The sequence below is a fragment of the Nodosilinea sp. E11 genome, from assembly GCF_032813545.1.
Taxonomy (GTDB): domain Bacteria; phylum Cyanobacteriota; class Cyanobacteriia; order Phormidesmidales; family Phormidesmidaceae; genus Nodosilinea.
On sequence record NZ_CP136514.1, the window covers coordinates 406,646 to 425,403 of the forward strand.

Consider the following 18,758-nt stretch of genomic DNA (forward strand, 5'->3'; position numbering starts at 1 on the left):
GGAAGTTTTGAGGTCCTACAACCTTGATGGTTGGTCGTGGGAAGAGATGTTTCCATTAGTTCAACTTCCGAGGAAGTTTTGAGGAGCGACGAGCCAGCACCGAAACCTGCTCCGGCAGTTTCCATTAGTTCAACTTCCGAGGAAGTTTTGAGGAGCTCAGGAAGAATGTGTTTCTGCAGAGGCTGGTGGTTTCCATTAGTTCAACTTCCGAGGAAGTTTTGAGAGGAGCTTGTGCAAACTTTTGCACTAAGTCTTTCGTTTCCATTAGTTCAACTTCCGAGGAAGTTTTGAGGTCTGGCCAAGGAAGTTGACCCACCGTTAAGAGGACCAGGTTTCCATTAGTTCAACTTCCGAGGAAGTTTTGAGGGTCGGGTTCTAGAACCCTTGCCACGCCTGCATTTTAACCCACCATTTTCGTCGGGGTCTACCCCGCCCGCTCATTAATGAGATTTGCTCGCAATAGTGTCTTATGAAAAAGCCCTGAAACCCTTGCGTATCAATGCTCCCGCTGGGTTCGACGAAAGAATGAGGGTTTTGGCGATCGGTAGACCCCGAGAAGAAACGGAGCTTGAGAGAGAAATTGCCATCTACCGGCGAGAGAAGCCCTAAAAGCACAGCAGATGCCTCAAAATAGGTTTTTGTGTTTCTTGTTGACTTGGGTTTGCGCGATCGCCCCGCTGTTATCACTCCCCACTTCCCTATCACCTCACTTTCCCACCGTACAATCAAAGCAGCCGCTGCGGAGTCCGCCGGAATGCCGCTGCCGTTTCCAGGGATGAACTCCTATCTAGAAAACCCTGCCCTGTGGCCAGAGGTGCACCACCTGCTGATCAGCCTGCTGGCCGAAACCCTGAATCTTCAGCTATTACCGACCTATCGAGTGGCGATCAAAAAGCGAGCTTACCACGACTATCGCATTGTGGTCTGGGGAGCGCAGAACTGTTGGTAGAGATTGCTCGGCTGTTGCAGACGGTGATAGATCGAGCAGGGCCTATGGGTGGTGCTTAATTATCAGAGCGCCCCCCCGGGCGCTATCGCCTGACGCACAGGCTTGGTTAGAAAAGGTGAGAGGGAAGGCAGGGTATCAGTAGGGGATAATGGCTGAGCACCGTTGCAACGCAATCCTATGGTTTGGCATGTCGCTTTTTTCTCTGGGATTCACTACCTTACTGATCTCGCCCAAACCCCAGCCCCCCCACCGCTTACATCTGCCGAAGTCATCGATCTACTGCGTCAGTCTAATGAAGATCTGAGCAATAGCTTTAACCAGTTCCTAGACCTGATGAAATTTTTGCTAGTGGCTCTGGGCGCGTTGGCAGGAGTGGCTACCTATATTTTTGGTAAAAGCCTAGGTGATGCCCGAAAAGTCGCTGCCGATATTGTGCAGCAAGAGGTCGAACGCAAAATTGCCACCCAGGTCAAAGATGCTGTTGAAGATGAAATCGATAGCGTGAGACGGCTAATTGGTCGGGAGCGCATCATCAGCGATATTACGGTGGACTATTTCGTCCCCGGTAGCGATGCCTTGCCTCCAGCAGAAGCCACCTTTCTCAAAACCCGAGGCTTTAAGCGGGTCAGCTATTGGAATGAAACCGATTTAGTCGATTTGTCGGGGCAGGTAGTAGTGCTTGACCTGGTGAATGCTCCGATACTAAGCGTCCAGATGCTAGCTGATCTGTCGGAAGACGAAGCCCACGATCGCCGAGAAAAAAGCGTCATCGACAATGCCACCCGGCTGCTGGGGCGCATGGGCGATCGCGCCGTTTTGGTCATCTACATTCGGCCTGCCAAGCGCCGGGTTGCTGCGATCGACGACCTGTCTTCGCAGATTACCTATTATGCGGCGGCCAATACCCCTGTGAACCTAATTGGAGTAGTGGCCGATGCGGGCTATGTGGCCCACGGTTGGCGACGACTGGTTAGCTAGCCCAGCAGCCCGGCTTGCTCAAACGACGCTTGGGGGGCAATGCTCAAATCAGGAAAATGGTCATCGCTCAGGGTGCGATCGCCCCGGTAGGTAAACAGACTGATATATGCAGTCCATCTTTCAGCTCAGAAAATAGCGTGTAAGTCTTGGGGCGTTTGCCAAGCCTCGGGGCGGTTGCAGGTTTCGATGCGCTCCAGACAGTGGTTGCAGAGGCCCACAATCAACAGACTGTCTTCGGGAGTGAGAATTTGCTCTAGCTGCCAGCGCAGTTTCTCCCGCTCTCTGGCATTCAGCCGCACCCGAATGATCGAGTATTGCAGGGTCTCACCATAGCCCTTCAGCAGCTTGTAGGCCTTGCGCCAGCGCTTGGGGTCACGAATGTCGTAGCAAATCAAGTAGTAGTGTTTGGCTTCAGCCATGGTTCACCTCAACGCAGCACCAGTTGGGCAAATAGCCCGCCTTCGCCCAGCCATTCTTTTTCCAGCAGGCGTACCTCTAGCTCGATCAGGCGGCGATAGGTCATGGAATATTGCACTACAGGGTGCTTCCAGGTTTCTTCTTTGCGCCGTTCGTAGAGGCCGATCAGCTTACGACGACCGCTGTCATTGAGCCACACTTGCTCACCGGTAATCTCAAAATCGGCGTCGGCATCCCACTGGCTGCGGTTGATGGCGGCCATTACCGGCATATCGACCAAAGGCACCCGAAAGATTTCCATTAGGTCGAGGGCCAGGGGCGGAGCCTGGCGCTGGGGCTGGTGGTAAAAGCCCAGGGCTGGCTCTAGCCCCACGGTGAGAATGGCGTTCATCACATCCTTGAGCAGCAGGGCATAGCCAAAGCCCAGCATGGCGTTAAAGCGGTCTTTGGGCGGGCGGCGGGTGCGACCCGAGAAGCGAAAGGCCGGGTTGGCGGTATCGGCCACCAATTGGGGCAGGGCACTAAAGTATTGCGCCGCCAGGTTGCCCTCTAGCCCCAGCAGTGAGGGCAGCGACTCGGCCTGGGGCACCTGGTTGAGAGTGCGCTGCATCTGGTCGATCGCCTGCTTGAGCGTGGGGTTGGCGGCCTGGCGCTGGCTGCGCATGAGAAATTTGCGCTGGCTCTGCCCCCGACAGGTGACGAGTTGCTGGGCCAGCCGCAAACACTGGGCTGGGTCGGTGAGCGCCTGGTACTGCCGCACCCGCCGCTGAATGTTGCCCTGGCGAGTATCAAAGCTGCCCTGGTATTGCCCCCGCCCTGAAATAAAGTGCAGCCCTACCCCCTGCTCGGTGCAGAAATACATGGCCTGGGTCGAAATTTGCACATAGCTATGCAGTACCAGTTGCCCTACCTGGCGCGAGGGCAGCAGCGTGGTCTTGCCGTCGCGCTTGGTGATTTTGAACTGGTCGCCGCTCTTGCCAATCGAGGTGCCCGCCTCGGTGACGTGGATGATCTGCCGTTCATCATCCTGGGGAAACAGCCGCAGGGGTTGGTCGGTGGTGCCCTGAGCCAGGCGAGTGGCGTCGGGCATACAGGCTTCAGCAACGGAGCAGCGGGTGCAGAGGTTGGCGTTGTCGGCTATCGGAGGGCGATCGCGGGCCACCTGCAACTGTTGGGCCTGCGCAATGGCGGCGAGCACTTCTTGCCTTGCTGCTGCGTCAAAGGGTACATGCACCAGCACATTGTCGCTGTGGTAGCGTACTCGGCCCTCGGGGATGGCAATGCCCAATTCGGCTTCGAGCAGAAGGGCATAAGCGAGCACTTGCATGCGATCGCCGGGCCAGGCCTGGGGCTGTTGCTCGTCGTCTCGATAGCACCGCCCTTTTTTGTGCTCGTAGGGGATGGTCTGCCCCGCTCTGGTTTTGAGCGCATCGACCCGGCCCCGCAGACCTAAAGCCTCACTCTCCAGAGTGTATTGTTGCCATTCGTCGCCGCCGTCGCGCTCTAGCTCGGTGTGCAGTCGTAAGCCCGAGTAGACCTCGGCGTTAGGGGTATGGATACCCTCAACTTCTTGCAGATAGTACTGGCGAGGGCAGTAAAACAACGCTTGCAGGGCGCTGACGTTGATCGCTACCTGTGCGGCGGTATGGGGGAGTGTCATGATGCGGGGTTTGCCTATCGGACTATGGGAGATAAAAAATCAACCGAATCAGTCTCGATGCACCTGTCTATGAGTTCAGCAATCCCACAATGGCGCGATAGTTTGTGAGGAATTTTACGGGTCTTTTTAATGACAATACATGCGTATGTCGTTGAAGTTATTGAGATACGAATGAACTATGGCGTAGAGATTTAACCCATCAATAGATCCATCTTCCTGTTAATGCTTGGAGGAAACTAAAATTTTGCCGACGGCAAAATTTTAGTTTCCATTAGTTCGACTTCCGAGGAAGTTGTTGGGGCCTCATCTGTTCTATGTAGTGCTTTAAGCACTAATCAGGTTTCCATTAGTTCGACTTCCGAAGAAGTTGTTGGGTTGTTCAAGCTGATTTCGGTTCCAAAGCTTTTAGAGAGTTTCCATTAGTTCGACTTCCGAAGAAGTTGTTGGGCTTTTGAGTCGGGTTGACGTAGGTACACCCGTCAAGCGTTTCCATTAGTTCGACTTCCGAAGAAGTTGTTGGGCCACGAATCAGAATGGACTCAAACACTAGGGGCTGAGCGGGTTTCCATTAGTTCGACTTCCGAAGAAGTTGTTGGGTCTGACTACAGGCAAGAAATCTCGCAGGCCCTCAGATTTCCATTAGTTCGACTTCCGAAGAAGTTGTTGGGCTGAAGAGGCTGAAAACGCTGTTGATTATTACTGGGCGTTTCCATTAGTTCGACTTCCGAAGAAGTTGTTGGGAAACTGAGACCGCCGATCGCCCCAACCCAGTTGCAATGTTTCTATTAATTCGACTTCCGAAGAAGTTGTTGGGCAAAATAAGATGTTGGAGATACTACACTAGGTAAACCATTAGGTTTCCATTAGTTCGACTTCCGAAGAAGTTGTTGGGCTACGACAGAATTTAGCCCACCGCTTTTATGAGCCGTTTCCATTAATTCGACTTCCGAAGAAGTTGTTGGGGACAGCGACTCCCAGGCAATGTCCGCCAAATCCAAAATCTGCTGCGTTTCCATTAATTCGACTTCCGAAGAAGTTGTTGGGTTGGCCCTGACGTTGACCGTTTCGTGCAGGCCACGTTTCCATTAATTCGACTTCCGAAGAAGTTGTTGGGCCACGAAACACTCACCGGCAGCAAGTTCACCCGGCGTTTCCATTAATTCGACTTTCGAAGAAGTTGTTGGGATGGGACGACCACGGCAATTTTGCGAACGCCTATTTTGTTTCCATTAATTCGACTTCTGAAGAAGTTGTTGGGCTGGAACGGCATACCTCGACAATGGGTCTAGGCCCAAAGTTTCCATTAATTCGACTTCCGAAGAAGTTGTTGGGTTGGGTCAACGTTGGGTCCCCTTGCTCCTGGGTATGACCTGTTTCCATTAATTCGACTTCCGAAGAAGTTGTTGGGCAAAAAGTGCTCAATATTGGCTACTTGAGTGGTCTGTGTTTCCATTAATTCGACTTCCGAAGAAGTTGTTGGGAGCTACTCGTTTAGGCTACGCTTTGCATATTGACGATATGTTTCCATTAATTCGACTTCCGAAGAAGTTGTTGGGATCTCGTCTAGAGGGATGCTCTTGTTTTTCTGCAAAGTTTCCATTAATTCGACTTCCGAAGAAGTTGTTGGGTTAAGATTGCCATGCACTATGCCAACGGTGGCGCACTGGCTGACGTGGCCATTGCCCAAAGTTTCCATTAATTCGACTTCCGAAGAAGTTGTTGGGGCCGCAGTGCAAGGCCCAGAACAAGCAATGATGGAGATAATGTTTCCATTAATTCGACTTCCGAAGAAGTTGTTGGGCAGACTGCAAAAGAGTAACAGGTGTTTTTCGTGAGTCAGATGTTTCCATTAATTCGACTTCCGAAGAAGTTGTTGGGATAACCTCAGCGATCGCGAAGTTGAGCAGGTCATCGGGTTTCCATTAATTCGACTTCCGAAGAAGTTGTTGGGTAAGTCCCGGTGGTGGAAATATGGCGATGACTGGTATTAGTTTCCATTAATTCGACTTCCGAAGAAGTTGTTGGGTCCTACCCACCTGATTGTAGTTCGCCCTGGTTTTCTTCAGGAGTTTCCATTAATTCGACTTCCGAAGAAGTTGTTGGGGTAGGGCCACTCTTTAGCTGAGTCGTATTCCGATGGGTGTTTCCATTAATTCGACTTCCGAAGAAGTTGTTGGGTTGCTCGAAGACCTACGGCTGCGCTATCGCCAGCGGCAGGAGTTTCCATTAATTCGACTTCCGAAGAAGTTGTTGGGTTGCTCGAAGACCTACGGCTGCGCTATCGCCAGCGGCAGGAGTTTCCATTAATTCGACTTCCGAAGAAGTTGTTGGGTTAATAGCGCAACTAGCCCTCTGGTTATTCATCCTGTGTTTCCATTAATTCGACTTCCGAAGAAGTTGTTGGGTTAGCAGTGTAGATATTGGAGGTAATGCAGGTGAGTTTGTTTCCATTAATTCGACTTCCGAAGAAGTTGTTGGGACCTTGGACTAGATAAGCCTCGTGGGTCTTCTTTGTTTCCATTAATTCGACTTCCGAAGAAGTTGTTGGGCCCCGAAGACCTGATTGCCCAGCACTACGGATACAGTCCGTTTCCATTAATTCGACTTCCGAAGAAGTTGTTGGGCAAACAGGCAATTTAGAGGATTGTCTAGATTATCTGATGTTTCCATTAATTCGACTTCCGAAGAAGTTGTTGGGACCCCTACCCACTGGCACCTGGCTGGCCGTTTACCGATGCGGTTTCCATTAATTCGACTTCCGAAGAAGTTGTTGGGAATGGCAATAATTATGACTTCGAGGATCACCGAGATCCGTTTCCATTAATTCGACTTCCGAAGAAGTTGTTGGGCGTGGGCACCTCAACAGCAATCGGGGTGTTTTTCTGGCCAGGTTTCCATTAATTCGACTTCCGAAGAAGTTGTTGGGTACGTCCCACCCGCCCAGGAAGAATCCATCGTCAAGTTTCCATTAATTCGACTTCCGAAGAAGTTGTTGGGCACTTAGAGGGTTAACAATGGCCAAAGACCAGACAAAGTTTCCATTAATTCGACTTCCGAAGAAGTTGTTGGGATTGGAACCTTTAGGGCAGGAGATGTTAAATACACATTTAGGTTTCCATTAATTCGACTTCCGAAGAAGTTGTTGGGGATCTCAAAAGTCTTGAACCCAAACAGCTTAATACAATAGCAGAGTTTCCATTAATTCGACTTCCGAAGAAGTTGTTGGGGGAGTGGCGGCAGGAAGCACGTCGCCGCTTTGGCGACGATGTTTCCATTAATTCGACTTCCGAAGAAGTTGTTGGGGATATGGGTTTACCTGGCAACCTTTCACCCCCGTAAGTTTCCATTAATTCGACTTCCGAAGAAGTTGTTGGGACCTTTGCGCGTAAGGTAACTAGTGAAAATGATAAAACGTTTCCATTAATTCGACTTCCGAAGAAGTTGTTGGGTAAATGTATGGTGAACTAACAGCGCTTTGTCTTTAACTGTTTCCATTAATTCGACTTCCGAAGAAGTTGTTGGGCACTGGGAGGTCTCTGAGAACATACACCCCCGGATGTTTCCATTAATTCGACTTCCGAAGAAGTTGTTGGGTGAACCAGTGTTCGTTAAGAGTCCTTGGGGATGAGAGTTTCCATTAATTCGACTTCCGAAGAAGTTGTTGGGACGAAAGTGAAGAGGATAAACAAGCGATCGCAGACTTGTTTCCATTAATTCGACTTCCGAAGAAGTTGTTGGGGCTAGGCTAGCTTATTCAACGCAAAAGTTTAAAGAAAGTTTCCATTAATTCGACTTCCGAAGAAGTTGTTGGGTGGTAAAGATCTTCGTGAACTCTAATGCCATGATGGGGTTTCCATTAATTCGACTTCCGAAGAAGTTGTTGGGTCACTCACCCACTGACTAGAGGAACCACCCATGCCTAGTTTCCATTAATTCGACTTCCGAAGAAGTTGTTGGGTTCAATTCCTTATTTGTTATTTTCTTTCGAACCTAGTTTCCATTAATTCGACTTCCGAAGAAGTTGTTGGGCACGAAAGACGGCATTCGCTTCGGCCTCAATGATAGTTTCCATTAATTCGACTTCCGAAGAAGTTGTTGGGGAAACCGACATCACACCGATTTTTATCTGTTATCGGTTTGCGTTTCCATTAATTCGACTTCCGAAGAAGTTGTTGGGACGATCGCGCTCATCCACCAAAATCTCGATCACCAGGTAGGGTTTCCATTAATTCGACTTCCGAAGAAGTTGTTGGGTAAGTATGCCGGAATTGTGCCTTACTCGCCCTACGGGTTTCCATTAATTCGACTTCCGAAGAAGTTGTTGGGCAAGCGAAAGACGCCCAAAAAACGCTAACCGACAAAGAGGTTTCCATTAATTCGACTTCCGAAGAAGTTGTTGGGTCCAGGGGGTAGCCTTTCTGAGATTTTTCGTCTTCGAGGGTTTCCATTAATTCGACTTCCGAAGAAGTTGTTGGGCATGTGGAGATGGCTGAAGCGCTTGGAGTATCAGTCAGGTTTCCATTAATTCGACTTCCGAAGAAGTTGTTGGGGTACCGGAAGCCGCATCGGTTTAGGTTCGCACTGGTGGAGGTTTCCATTAATTCGACTTCCGAAGAAGTTGTTGGGACGCACTTAAAAATGCTTTGTTGCTTTGCGGCCCTGTTTCCATTAATTCGACTTCCGAAGAAGTTGTTGGGCTGACGGTGGCGCTGACTCTGCATTGGCTTTAGCGTCGTCGTTTCCATTAATTCGACTTCCGAAGAAGTTGTTGGGTACAGAAGAACTAAAAGAAGATACTCAATTAGATAAGTTTCCATTAATTCGACTTCCGAAGAAGTTGTTGGGCTTTGCTACGTCTTGAAGACAACGAAGCTATTAATGCTTTGGTTTCCATTAATTCGACTTCCGAAGAAGTTGTTGGGAGCGGGCTGCTAGAACCCTTACCCAGCTTAGATCCTAGCACCCCCAATTCAAGGTGGATGCAAGCAGGGTCAACAACCAGGGTTTCAATCTCAATAAGACCCCCGCCGAAACCACTCAAACCCTTGCCCCGCAATACATTCAAGGTGGATCTTGCAACGTCAAAGGTTATAGCCATCGCTCAAAGGTGCTTGCGCAATAGAACTCAGACCCATATGCCGCAGGCATTACACCCCCACAGCCCAAACAGCCCCAGGTGCTTGCCCCGCCAGTACGTAACGTTATTTTGGCACTTACCGAAGAAAACCTGAAGCTTTTGGGGCTCTGGGGGCGATCGCACCTAGGTTGGGGTAGCTTTAGCCCAAAACTGGCCCCCTTACGGATGTCTTATTGCTCCGACAGCCCGATCAAACTTCAAACCTTTCCGGAATCGTCAATATCCAATCTGAAGTCTGCTTGTGACGGTAGAACAACCTCATCCAGGTAAGGCAACTGTGAACTCATAGGCAGACCCTCTACGCCATAGCTCTAACCTCACCCTTGTCTCTATCCCTAGAGGCCACCCTATTCAAATTGATATTTAGCAGGGAAACCGGTTTCTGTGACTGATTACCAGCGAAAACTCTATGCCTTTTTACAAGCCTTTCAACCAGATTCAGATCTCCCTAACCAAAACAACCTTTGCTCCCAACTTGATTGCCTAAAGCCTCATTTGGAAGAGCTGAGCAACTGGTGGAACAGCGCTGGTAAGGTCTGTCAGGATATTGGCGCTTCTAGCGATCGCATCAACCTCCACGCCCAGCATTCCACCAGCGAAACTACAGCCTGCCACCCCATCAGCGGGCAGCAACAGACCTGGCCCGGACAACGGCCCGCAGAGTTGGCTATTGATATCAGCCCGATTCAACACGAGGCCGACCCCAAAAAAGTATTTTGGTGGTTTTGGCGGTTTTACCCAGAGCTATGGGCCAAAGACTACCCCAACGCTCTGCTGCATCCGGCCCATAGCGTTTTACCCGACTGCCCTCTGCACAGCCACCAGAGCACGGTATCAGCTTTGGCCGGGGCCATGTTTCCCCTCGGTACTAGCTCCGACCAGCCAGAAACCCCATACCTACTACTGTTCAGCTTTTCCCCTGTCCAAGACTTCATCAAAGCCTCCCGCAAATTCCTAGATTTTTGGGCCGGGTCTTACCTGCTCCACTACCTCAGCGCCCGCCTTTGCTGGTACATCGCCCAAGAGTATGGCCCCGATGCCGTAATTGTGCCGTCGCTGTGGAATCAGGAAATCTTCGATGCCCTAATGCTGCGAGATGATTCCTTCTCCAGCTTTGAGGAGTGTTTTAAGGCGATCGCCCCAGCGGGTTCCCATAAAACTCCGGTTGAGCGCTTTAACCACCGAGAGTCTAACAGCCTCAGCACAGCAGGGTTTCCGAACATGATCACGGTGTTGGTGCCGGGGAAGGCAGAAGCAGAGAAGCTAGGGCAGAAACTGGCCAAGCAGCTAGCTGAAGAATGGCGAACCATTAGCAACAAGATTCGCGACAACATCCGCACCCAGGTCATCGCTTTTTTAACCGAAGAGCAGCATCAGGCTAGGCGCGATGAGCTTTGGCGTGAGTTTGATCAAACATTGCCCTCGCAGGTCAATCATAGCCTCTACCGTCAGGAAGCAGAATTGCTCAAGCAGCAAAACTGCTGGGAGTGGCGACACCTATGGGATGCCCAGATTGACAACACATGGGAACCGTACTGGGCGGCAGTTCCCCTGGGGCATCCAGCTGCGGATTTGCTGATCAAGCCCAAAGCTGAGAATGATCCCACCTGGCCTAAGACCCAACAAAACTGGGCTGATCAACAAAGTGCGATCGCCTGGCCTCCCACCTCACTCCCCAGCGAGGCCGAAAAAGCGGTCTACCAACAAGAACTCAACGTTGGCACCTGGTGGGGTAGTCTGCAACAGCGCCTCCGCACCGCCCACATGGCGGTAAAAAACACTCGTCACTGGCAAATTCCCGCCGCACCAGGGCCGCGATCTAGTCTGTCGGGCCAGTTTAGCGCCCTGCACCCTCGGCTGAACTATCAAGAGCGACGGTTGCAAGATGGCACTATTCGCGACTTCCGCGAAGGCGGCGGCCTGCCAGACAGTTCCATGCGGCTGTTTTGGCTGCTGATGTCCTACGCCTACAAAGGCCTGTTCAACGGCTCCGAAATGCTTAACGCCCTAGAACTGACTAAACGCATGGCCTGGCAATTTGGCGGCGTAGCCGACTCCATGGGAATTCCGACCACGTTACCAGTGCTGAGACCCGAGGACTACGACAATGACGACCAAACTGCCTTGAATCTGCAAGAAAGCAGTGGTGAAATCGACTACGAGCAACTGATCCGCTTTCCTAACCTCAGCTCCATTGCTGCGGCTCGTTTTATTTACGAGTCTTACCAGCAGCCTAATTCAAAGCTCAAAGCCTATTGGCGAGTTTTACGTCAAAAGATCGGCAGTGGATTTGAGAATGCTCAACACCAAGCTCAGTTTGCTGCCCGTACCCGAGGACGACCCACCCATGTTTGGAAAACAGATCACCGCATTAACCCATCACAAGCCAAGCGGGGGCACAATTACAACGGCGTCATGTTCTCCAGCAAATGGCTAGCCGATGACCTCAACCTGGAAAAACACGCTACAAACGACAACGAAGTCACAACGCTACGCCGATTGGTTGATGAAGCGCATCGCCACGACGAGGTCAACTTCGGCGACGGCAGCCCCGGCGACTGGTGGGTGATCGTGCTAGGCGACGGCGACGGCATGGGCAACTACATCTCAGGGGAAGAGCTAAAAGCCTATCGGCGCTATGTTAATGCTGGGGCAATTGATAAAAGCAGTCTTGATAAAGATACTCATCCAACCGAACGTGATCATCTGGCAAGTCTCCTAAAGAAAACTCAAAAACGTATGGGGCCAGCTACCCACATTGGTCTCAATCGCGCCCTGCTAGATTTCTCCAATCGCCTGGTGCCCTACCTGACCGAAAAACGCTACTGCGGGCGGGTGATCTACAGCGGCGGCGACGATGTGATGGCGGTGCTGCCGTTAGAAGACTTGCCGGGTTATTTGCGATCGCTCCGCGCCGCCTGGAGTGGGATGCCAGACCCTGAGGATGAATTTACGGGGCAAGGCGGCTACTGGCACCCAAATCAACCTCTCGACGGGATTCCCCAACGCCCCCTTTTCACCATGGGCAAAGACGCCACCATGAGCCTGGGCATTGTGATTGCCAACAAAGCCGTGCCCTTGCCCACCGTGCTCGAAAGCCTATGGGATGCCGAAAAAACCGCCAAAGCCATGCCCGGCAAAGACGGCCTCTGCTTCCGCGTCATCTACGGTGGCGGCAACACCCTAGAAGCGCTGATGAAAGGGGATTTTCTGAATGACTGGTGGGCCATGATAGAGACAGGGATGAAGCTAAAGAAAAACGAAGACAAAGTGAGTCCTATTTTGTATCGTTTGGCGGAAGAACTTCCCAAAAGAGCCAGCATTACGCCTAGCTACTATCTGTTTGCCGAGGCTGCTAAAGTCATTGCCAAAAATCGAGACGAGAGCAGTCAGGGCAATCAGGCAACATTTGAGCAGTTTTGCCAGCAGCTTGATCAATGGTTACGGCATTGGGAAGACTGGGCACGCGAGATTCAGGAGCAAGCTAGACAGGCTGCCTTAAATGAGAAAAAATCGCCAGAAGTCGCCGACCAGATGGCCCAAAGTACTATCGGTACTCGCCCAGAAGATATTGGTTATCTACTCCGCTTCAGCGCCTTCTGGGTCAGTAAAAACGCCCAGCGCCAAGCCTGGGTGCAGCCCCAGAAGCAGACGGTGGAGGTGACATCATGACCTGGTACCGGATTACACCGTTAGATGTGTTGCTATTTCGCGACTCCCGGCCCTTTAGCCCCACCGACGGCTCCTGGGCTAAGGGGCTGTTTCCACCGCTGCCAATTACTGTGTTCCATGGGTTGCGATCGCTGCTTAACCCCCGCACCAGCAAAGCAGAACGCACGAATCGCAACCTCAGGTTTCTCGGCCCTTTCCTCTGCGATTCTAATGGCAATCTCTGGTTACCTACGCCGAAGGATTTAGTTTGTCTGTATCCAGATGGGGTCGGTGCTAAGCAGTCTAGTAATCGCTGGGAGGCAGTTCGACGGCTAAAACCTGCTCCAGAAGACGAACAATGGCAGCATCTCGCCTTTGACAATACCCATCCAGCGCCAATGGTGACACCCTACGAGGTTTATCAAGAAACCCTGCAAGCCAAGCAGCGCATTGGAGCACCTCAGCCCTGGATACAAGCCAAATATCTAGCAGAGTATCTCGATGGCCAAGAAGCAACCTGGAATCCAAAAGAAATTGAAGCGAAACCACTGTTTCACCCTAACCCGTGGGATTTGCAGATAATGCCCCACATTCAAATGCAGTCGGGCACGCGCCAAGTGCAAGATGCCGATGGCTACTTTACCGAAGTGGCAGTGCGGATGCAGCCGGGGTGGCATTTCGTCGCCCAGTTTGATTCGCCAGATGAAGCACCGCCAGAGCAGGGTGTGATTCGTCTGGGGGGCGAGGGGCACCGGGCTATGGTGGAGCAGATACCAGAGCCGCCAGGTTGGAAAACCTTGAGTGGGTTTGAAACTAATGGGGGCGATCGCATACGAGCATACGTGCTGACGCCGGGGTTGGCCCTGGCGGCTGACGATAAACCGATCTATGCCAGCTACCCCAACCCTTGGCGTGACCACCTAGCGGGCTGCGCCACGGATCGGCAACTGATGTGGGGGGGGATAAGTGCGATCGCGCGCGGGCAACAAGCGCAGACAGAGGATAAGGAACCAGATGAGGTCGCCTACATCCCCCAACGAGCCTTCGTGCCACCAGGAACGGTGTATGCGTTTAAGTCGCTACCGGAGCAAATAAAGCTGCTGCCTGAGGAGAATTCTCGAAAGGGGCTAAAAACCTTTGAAATGCTGAACTACGGAAAATTGTTATGGGGAGTGCGCTGAGCTAATGGATAACTATTTGACCTATTTGTATTTGCTAACGCCGCTGCACACAGGGGGCAGTGCCAATGAAGGTAACCTCATGGGCATTGCCCGCGAAGTGCATACCGAATTTCCCTACATGCCAGCCTCATCAGTGCGCGGCAAAGTTCGTTCTGTCTTTGAAAAAGACAGCAAAGACGACCCACAGCAAAGTATCGCTACCAGCCTAATATTTGGCCGCCGGATCGAGGATGGTAATCAGCCTACAGAAGGAGAAATTTGGTTCGCAGATGCCACACTCCTGTTCTTTCCCATTGCGTCTCTGAGCCATCATCTGGTGTGGATTACTTGTCCGCTATGGTTAGAGCGGTGGAGCCGTTGGCTAGCACCAAATTCCCGAGCTAATGTACGCAGCTTAATCCAGACATGCCGACAGCACCTATCAAACAAAGATGTTCGCAAGTCCGCAGTAGTCAGCTTCGAAAGAGAGAAACTTTATTTACAGACAGCTTTGCTCCAACCAGCTGAACTAGCCTCTGAAAGCTTTGAAATTATTAGTTCTGAGTTAACTGAATTGCTGGAGGCATCTAGCCTAGTAAGTCTTTTGCCAGAACGGTTAATTGTTTTGCCTGAAGCAGAGTGCCTATCTCTAGTAGAAACAGGACTGCAACGTGAGGTTCGGGTACGTCTAGAAGCTGACTCAAAAACTGTAGACAAAGGATCTTTTCGCTCTGAAGAGGCAGTCCCGCCGGAAACAGTACTGTTTTTCCCCTGGGGTCTAAAGCTTCCTCAAGCTGTCGCCACAGACAAAGATGAAAAAGATATTGAAAAAGCCCGTGCAGAGGCTAAGCGAACGCAAGCAGTAAAAGAGACACTCCGAACCACGATTCCAAATCGGATGAGCACCCGCCTCCAGCTTGGAGGGCTAGAAGGACTAGGGCGGGGATGGACTGAAATGAGAACCATGCAGATTATTGTCGAGGAGTGAAATCGTTAATGAAACTTGATCCACGTCAGTTTAGCCAAGAAGCTTACGGAGCATTAGAGAGCCTCAGCCAGCAGTTGAATAAGAAATATCATAAGAAAGCGAGTGCTCTAGTACAAGGATTGCCAGCCTATATCTCTACATGGGGACTGCATAGGTTAAGTGGCGATGCAAAGAGCTTTAGTGGAAAAAACTCTGAAGATACAAAATATAAGGGCACTGTCTACTATCATTTTCTCGAAAGTCTACAAAAGTTTAGCGGGGCCGACTTTCAGCCCAGAGATGAAAAAAGCCTAATTTTCAATACGGAAATGCCTCTCAGAGACTATTTAGCCCTCAACCACTTAGCCCTAAGGTTTGCGAAGGAATGGTCGTTTTGGGCTGCTTCTTTACTTGGCGAAGCGGAGAATAATTAGCATGGCAAGAGGGCAAAAAAAATCTTGGCAGGAAAGACTAGCTCAAGCAGCTCAGGAAATTGGCATAGAGGCTTCGACTCCCTTGCCATCTATCTCGCAGAGGAATGAAGCCCCTAGTCTTTCACAGATCAAAAATCCCCTTCAAACACTTAACTGTGCAGATTTCTCAAAGGAATTTGCGGGAAAATTTAACGATTCTCAACCAGAAGAGCAGAGACTGAAACTCCTCCTAGAAGAAACTGCTAAAGCTGACATTCAAACCTGCCAGCCTCTTTATGATGTCCTCAATCAGCGGACAGCAATGCTAGCTGGACAGATTTTAGAAGTTTATTTCCCTGCAAGATTAAGAGTCGGTGGAATTCAGGGATTTCGAGAGCGGTTACTACCTGCACTGCACCCCGTGTATGGTGTCCCCTATGTACCTGCCAGCAGCATTAAAGGTGTTGTTAAAGCTTGGGCAGAGCATCACCAGTCTGAAAGTCTAGAGACAGTTCAGCGTCTATTTGGCTTTCTTAACGAAGCCGCGTCAGAAGATAAACAGAAAGCGTCCCTTGGCACAGTACAAATTCTAGACGCCTTTCCGACAACGCCCTGCTTAAGCATAGATGTAGCCACGCCTCAGTGGAACTGGAAAGCGACCCAGGTGGAATATGGCCCATCGCCTCACTACTTAATGTCTCTACAGAATGTGACTCTGAAGGTTGGTTTGGTGAAAACTAGCTTGGGGTCTGAAGCAGATGTCAAACTAGCCAGAACATGGCTGGAAGAGGCACTGATTCAAGAGGGGCTAGGCTCTCGCATTAGTGCCGGGTATGGACGAGTTAGCCAACCTCAAGAGTCAACTCTAGAGATAGGTGGTCAAGTATCTGAAGCTTCTCAACTGGTGAAATCCCGCTGGCACAACAGCAGTCATAGTTTTGAGCTGTGGTCGCAAGGCATTTATAGTGTTTCAGAGCAGGTCGAGTTAAGGTCGACGGCCATTCGAGGGGTCTTACGGTACTGGTTTAGGGCTGTAGCACTAAGTTTTTGCTCTCCGCAGGATTGCCAGATATTTGAGGCTAAGTTATTTGGCAGTATTGATACAACTCTGAATAAGCATAAGAAACCTACGCACGGTAGTGTCAGAATTTCTGTCGATATCGAGGGAGGTTCAAAGCTGAGTAACCAGGGGATTGATACGCCTTACTATGCAAAGGGTACGATTCATTTAGAATCTACCAATCGAGGGCATTTAACCCTAATCAAATACATTTTGAGGTTAGCAATACACCTAGGCGGTATAGGCCGTGGAGCCAGACGCCCACTACATTGCAACTCAGGACGACTAAGAGGCTGCTACTGGCAGTCTACTGATCCTCAGGACTCCCTAGGATATGATCTAGATGAATGGCTGACAATGCTCAGCAGCCTTCGGGATATTTGCCGGGGATTGTTGATTTCTAGCCCGCCTGGTGTTTGTTCTCCTGGCGATACTCACAATAGATATCAAGATGTCTTAAATCAGAATGCTCGGATATATCTAGTTAAAGCCAATAGTACAAAACACCCGAAAGATGTGCCAAGCAATCAGTGGAAACAACAAGGCAAACATCAAGAGGTACTTGGACTAGCACTAGATTTTTGGTACAAGAGTGGCTTCAAAGGGGGAACAGGCAATCCTTCTGTCGGCGGCAAGCTCAATATTCCTTCATTTGTATGGATTCAGGCAAACAACTTATGCAATCCTGCTAATGCGTATCAGGTCATCACCCTATTTGGTGTCGATTACCCAGACCGAGATAAATTTTTAAAGGCAATAGGAAAATCTATTCAACTTAAAGATAAAGTAGAAATCACCTTGCCCTGGTGATAATTCATAGATTGATTTTTAAGCCAGGAAAATATGTCATTTAGAAACCAATCAAGAGCTTTCGAATGGCTCAAATGGGCAGCGCTAATTTTAGCAATTGCAGCTTCAGTCGCCATCATTACTATGGCTGTCAATATCTCTCCCAGTGCAGGGCAGGTGGGGCAAGTTGAGTCTGAAGTGCTGGCACAACAGCTAGAGTTCATCCTCAAAATGAACAGTGCATTTCTTGGCTTTCTAGGGATTATTGGAGCATTGCTAACCTGGTTTTTCAAAAATAATCTTGAAGATGCCAAAAAAGTTGCTAGCCAAATGGTTCGAGAAGGACTTGATCAACATATTCAAGAGCGTGTTCAGGAAGAATTTCGATACTGGGAGATGGGCGCACGCACTGAACGAGTAGTGAGTCAGTCATTAGTCAATTACTATTTGCCCGATGGCTCAGAAGAGACACGCGAGTTTTTTTTAGTCAAAAATCGTGGATTCCGGCAAGTCCTATAGCGGTTCTCATTCGGATGAGGTACAGTAGCAGTCATTTGTGAACCAGTTACGAATGTCTTCCAAGGTAACTTGAGCGTAGGCAAACTCAATCGCTTCGTTTAAGGCTTGATAAGTCCGTGCAGCAATTGAACTCAAGCTATTCTTGACCTTCGACCAGAACGGTTCAATAGGTGAAAAGTCTGGTGAATAGGGTGGCAAAAACATCAGTCGTGCACCCACCGCTTCAAGCGCAGCATTGACCTCTTCCGTGGCTTTATGCGCACGACTATTATCAACGACAAGCACTGCCCCAGGCCACAGATTGGGCGCAACTCGACGGATGATGTAGGCTTCAAAGGTCAAACCATCCATCGCACCGAGAATTGTCAACGGAGCAATCGGACCGCGCAAACTCAGCGCATTGACCAGCGACACGTTCTGCCCTCGTGTGGCCGGACGGTCCCCGATTGCACGTTGGCCTTTTGGAGCACGGGCGTACAATCGAACCATGGCTAAGTTAACCCCCGCCTCATCCATAAACACCAAGTCTTCCGGGGCTACCTCTCGAATGGACTGCCAATAGTCAACCCGGGCTTGTCGCACCCGTGGACTCTCCGCCTCGGTGGCGTGCAGCGCTTTTTTTTACGGGTGAGCTCAAGCTTTTGCACCATCCGACCCATGGTCGAGCGACTAATCGTTATCGACGTTTCGGCAGCGAGTTGGTCGCAGAGTTCTTCCAAGGTCGCATCATTATCCGCCTCAACTAAGGCTCTCACCAGCTGGAGTTGTTCCCCGTTGAGTTTAGGTTGAGGGCCACCCCCATGGGGCTTAGGTAGGATATCGCCCGTTTCCCGAAGACGCTTCAAAAGCGTTTCGACAAAACTCGTCGCCACCCCAAACCGCTTAGCCACCTTACGAACCGAGACCCCCTCCATAAAGTGAGCATCAATTATCTTTTCTCGAAAATCAAGTGAGTAGGCTTTCATCACGCCCTCCTGCCAGAAATGCGATAGTGTAGCGCCGTTCTGCATTTCCTCTACTTTGATCGTACCTCGCCCGTCTAGGAGCCGCTATATCGC

10 protein-coding genes, 1 pseudogene and 2 CRISPR repeat arrays (1 of these 13 cut by a window edge) are annotated in these 18,758 nt (G+C 50.4%); of the genes and pseudogenes, 8 read left to right on the forward strand and 3 right to left on the reverse strand.

The window, feature by feature from the left end; all coding sequences use genetic code 11:
- A CRISPR array of direct repeats spans positions 1–366; the repeat unit is 35 nt; unit sequence GTTTCCATTAGTTCAACTTCCGAGGAAGTTTTGAG (it extends 661 nt beyond the left edge of the window).
- A gap of 388 nt (positions 367–754) precedes the next feature.
- Positions 755–904, forward strand: a pseudogene (locus tag RRF56_RS01655) (DUF4058 family protein); the annotation flags it as partial.
- A gap of 222 nt (positions 905–1,126) precedes the next feature.
- Positions 1,127–1,927, forward strand: a complete 801-nt coding sequence (locus tag RRF56_RS01660) for a hypothetical protein (RefSeq protein ID WP_317033665.1) — start codon at positions 1,127–1,129, stop codon at positions 1,925–1,927.
- Between the two features lie 125 nt (positions 1,928–2,052).
- Here the strand turns inward: RRF56_RS01660 and cas2 are convergent, their stop codons facing one another.
- Positions 2,053–2,346: a CRISPR-associated endonuclease Cas2 gene (cas2, locus tag RRF56_RS01665; RefSeq protein ID WP_317033666.1), complete on the reverse strand. Its 294-nt coding sequence runs from the start codon at positions 2,344–2,346 to the stop codon at positions 2,053–2,055.
- Between the two features lie 8 nt (positions 2,347–2,354).
- Positions 2,355–4,004, reverse strand: a complete 1,650-nt coding sequence (locus RRF56_RS01670) for a type I-MYXAN CRISPR-associated endonuclease Cas4/Cas1 (protein WP_317033667.1) — start codon at positions 4,002–4,004, stop codon at positions 2,355–2,357.
- A gap of 264 nt (positions 4,005–4,268) precedes the next feature.
- Positions 4,269–8,926: a CRISPR direct-repeat array (repeat unit 36 nt; unit sequence GTTTCCATTAATTCGACTTCCGAAGAAGTTGTTGGG).
- Between the two features lie 599 nt (positions 8,927–9,525).
- On the opposite strand from RRF56_RS01670, the gene cas10 reads away from it, so the two are divergent.
- The 6 genes from cas10 to RRF56_RS01700 are packed head-to-tail and all read left to right on the forward strand — an operon-like array spanning position 9,526 to position 17,700.
- The gene (gene cas10 / locus RRF56_RS01675) at positions 9,526–12,813 is read left to right on the forward strand and encodes a type III-B CRISPR-associated protein Cas10/Cmr2 (RefSeq protein WP_317033668.1); all 3,288 of its coding nucleotides are present in this window, start codon (positions 9,526–9,528) and stop codon (positions 12,811–12,813) included.
- Entirely contained in the window at positions 12,810–13,973 is a 1,164-nt protein-coding gene (locus tag RRF56_RS01680) for a type III-B CRISPR module-associated Cmr3 family protein (RefSeq protein WP_317033669.1), read from the forward strand. The genes cas10 and RRF56_RS01680 overlap by 4 nt, the downstream gene beginning before the upstream one ends.
- A 4-nt stretch (positions 13,974–13,977) precedes the next feature.
- Positions 13,978–14,940: a type III-B CRISPR module RAMP protein Cmr4 gene (gene cmr4 / locus RRF56_RS01685; protein ID WP_317033670.1), complete on the forward strand. Its 963-nt coding sequence runs from the start codon at positions 13,978–13,980 to the stop codon at positions 14,938–14,940.
- Between the two features lie 8 nt (positions 14,941–14,948).
- A complete protein-coding gene (locus tag RRF56_RS01690) occupies positions 14,949–15,353 on the forward strand; it encodes a type III-B CRISPR module-associated protein Cmr5 (protein WP_317033671.1) in 405 nt (134 codons plus the stop codon).
- A gap of 1 nt (position 15,354) precedes the next feature.
- Positions 15,355–17,202 (forward strand): RAMP superfamily CRISPR-associated protein, encoded by a 1,848-nt coding sequence (locus tag RRF56_RS01695; RefSeq protein WP_317033672.1) that lies wholly within the window; start codon positions 15,355–15,357, stop codon positions 17,200–17,202.
- Between the two features lie 33 nt (positions 17,203–17,235).
- Positions 17,236–17,700, forward strand: coding sequence for a hypothetical protein (locus RRF56_RS01700; protein ID WP_317033673.1), 465 nt, complete (start codon positions 17,236–17,238; stop codon positions 17,698–17,700).
- 6 nt (positions 17,701–17,706) lie between these two features.
- On the opposite strand, the gene RRF56_RS01705 is transcribed toward RRF56_RS01700, so the two are convergent.
- A protein-coding gene (locus RRF56_RS01705) for an IS630 family transposase (protein WP_317033418.1) occupies positions 17,707–18,665 on the reverse strand; the annotation gives its coding sequence in 2 pieces (ribosomal slippage) (positions 17,707–18,314 and positions 18,314–18,665; 960 coding nt in all).
- Positions 18,666–18,758 lie beyond the last annotated feature (93 nt).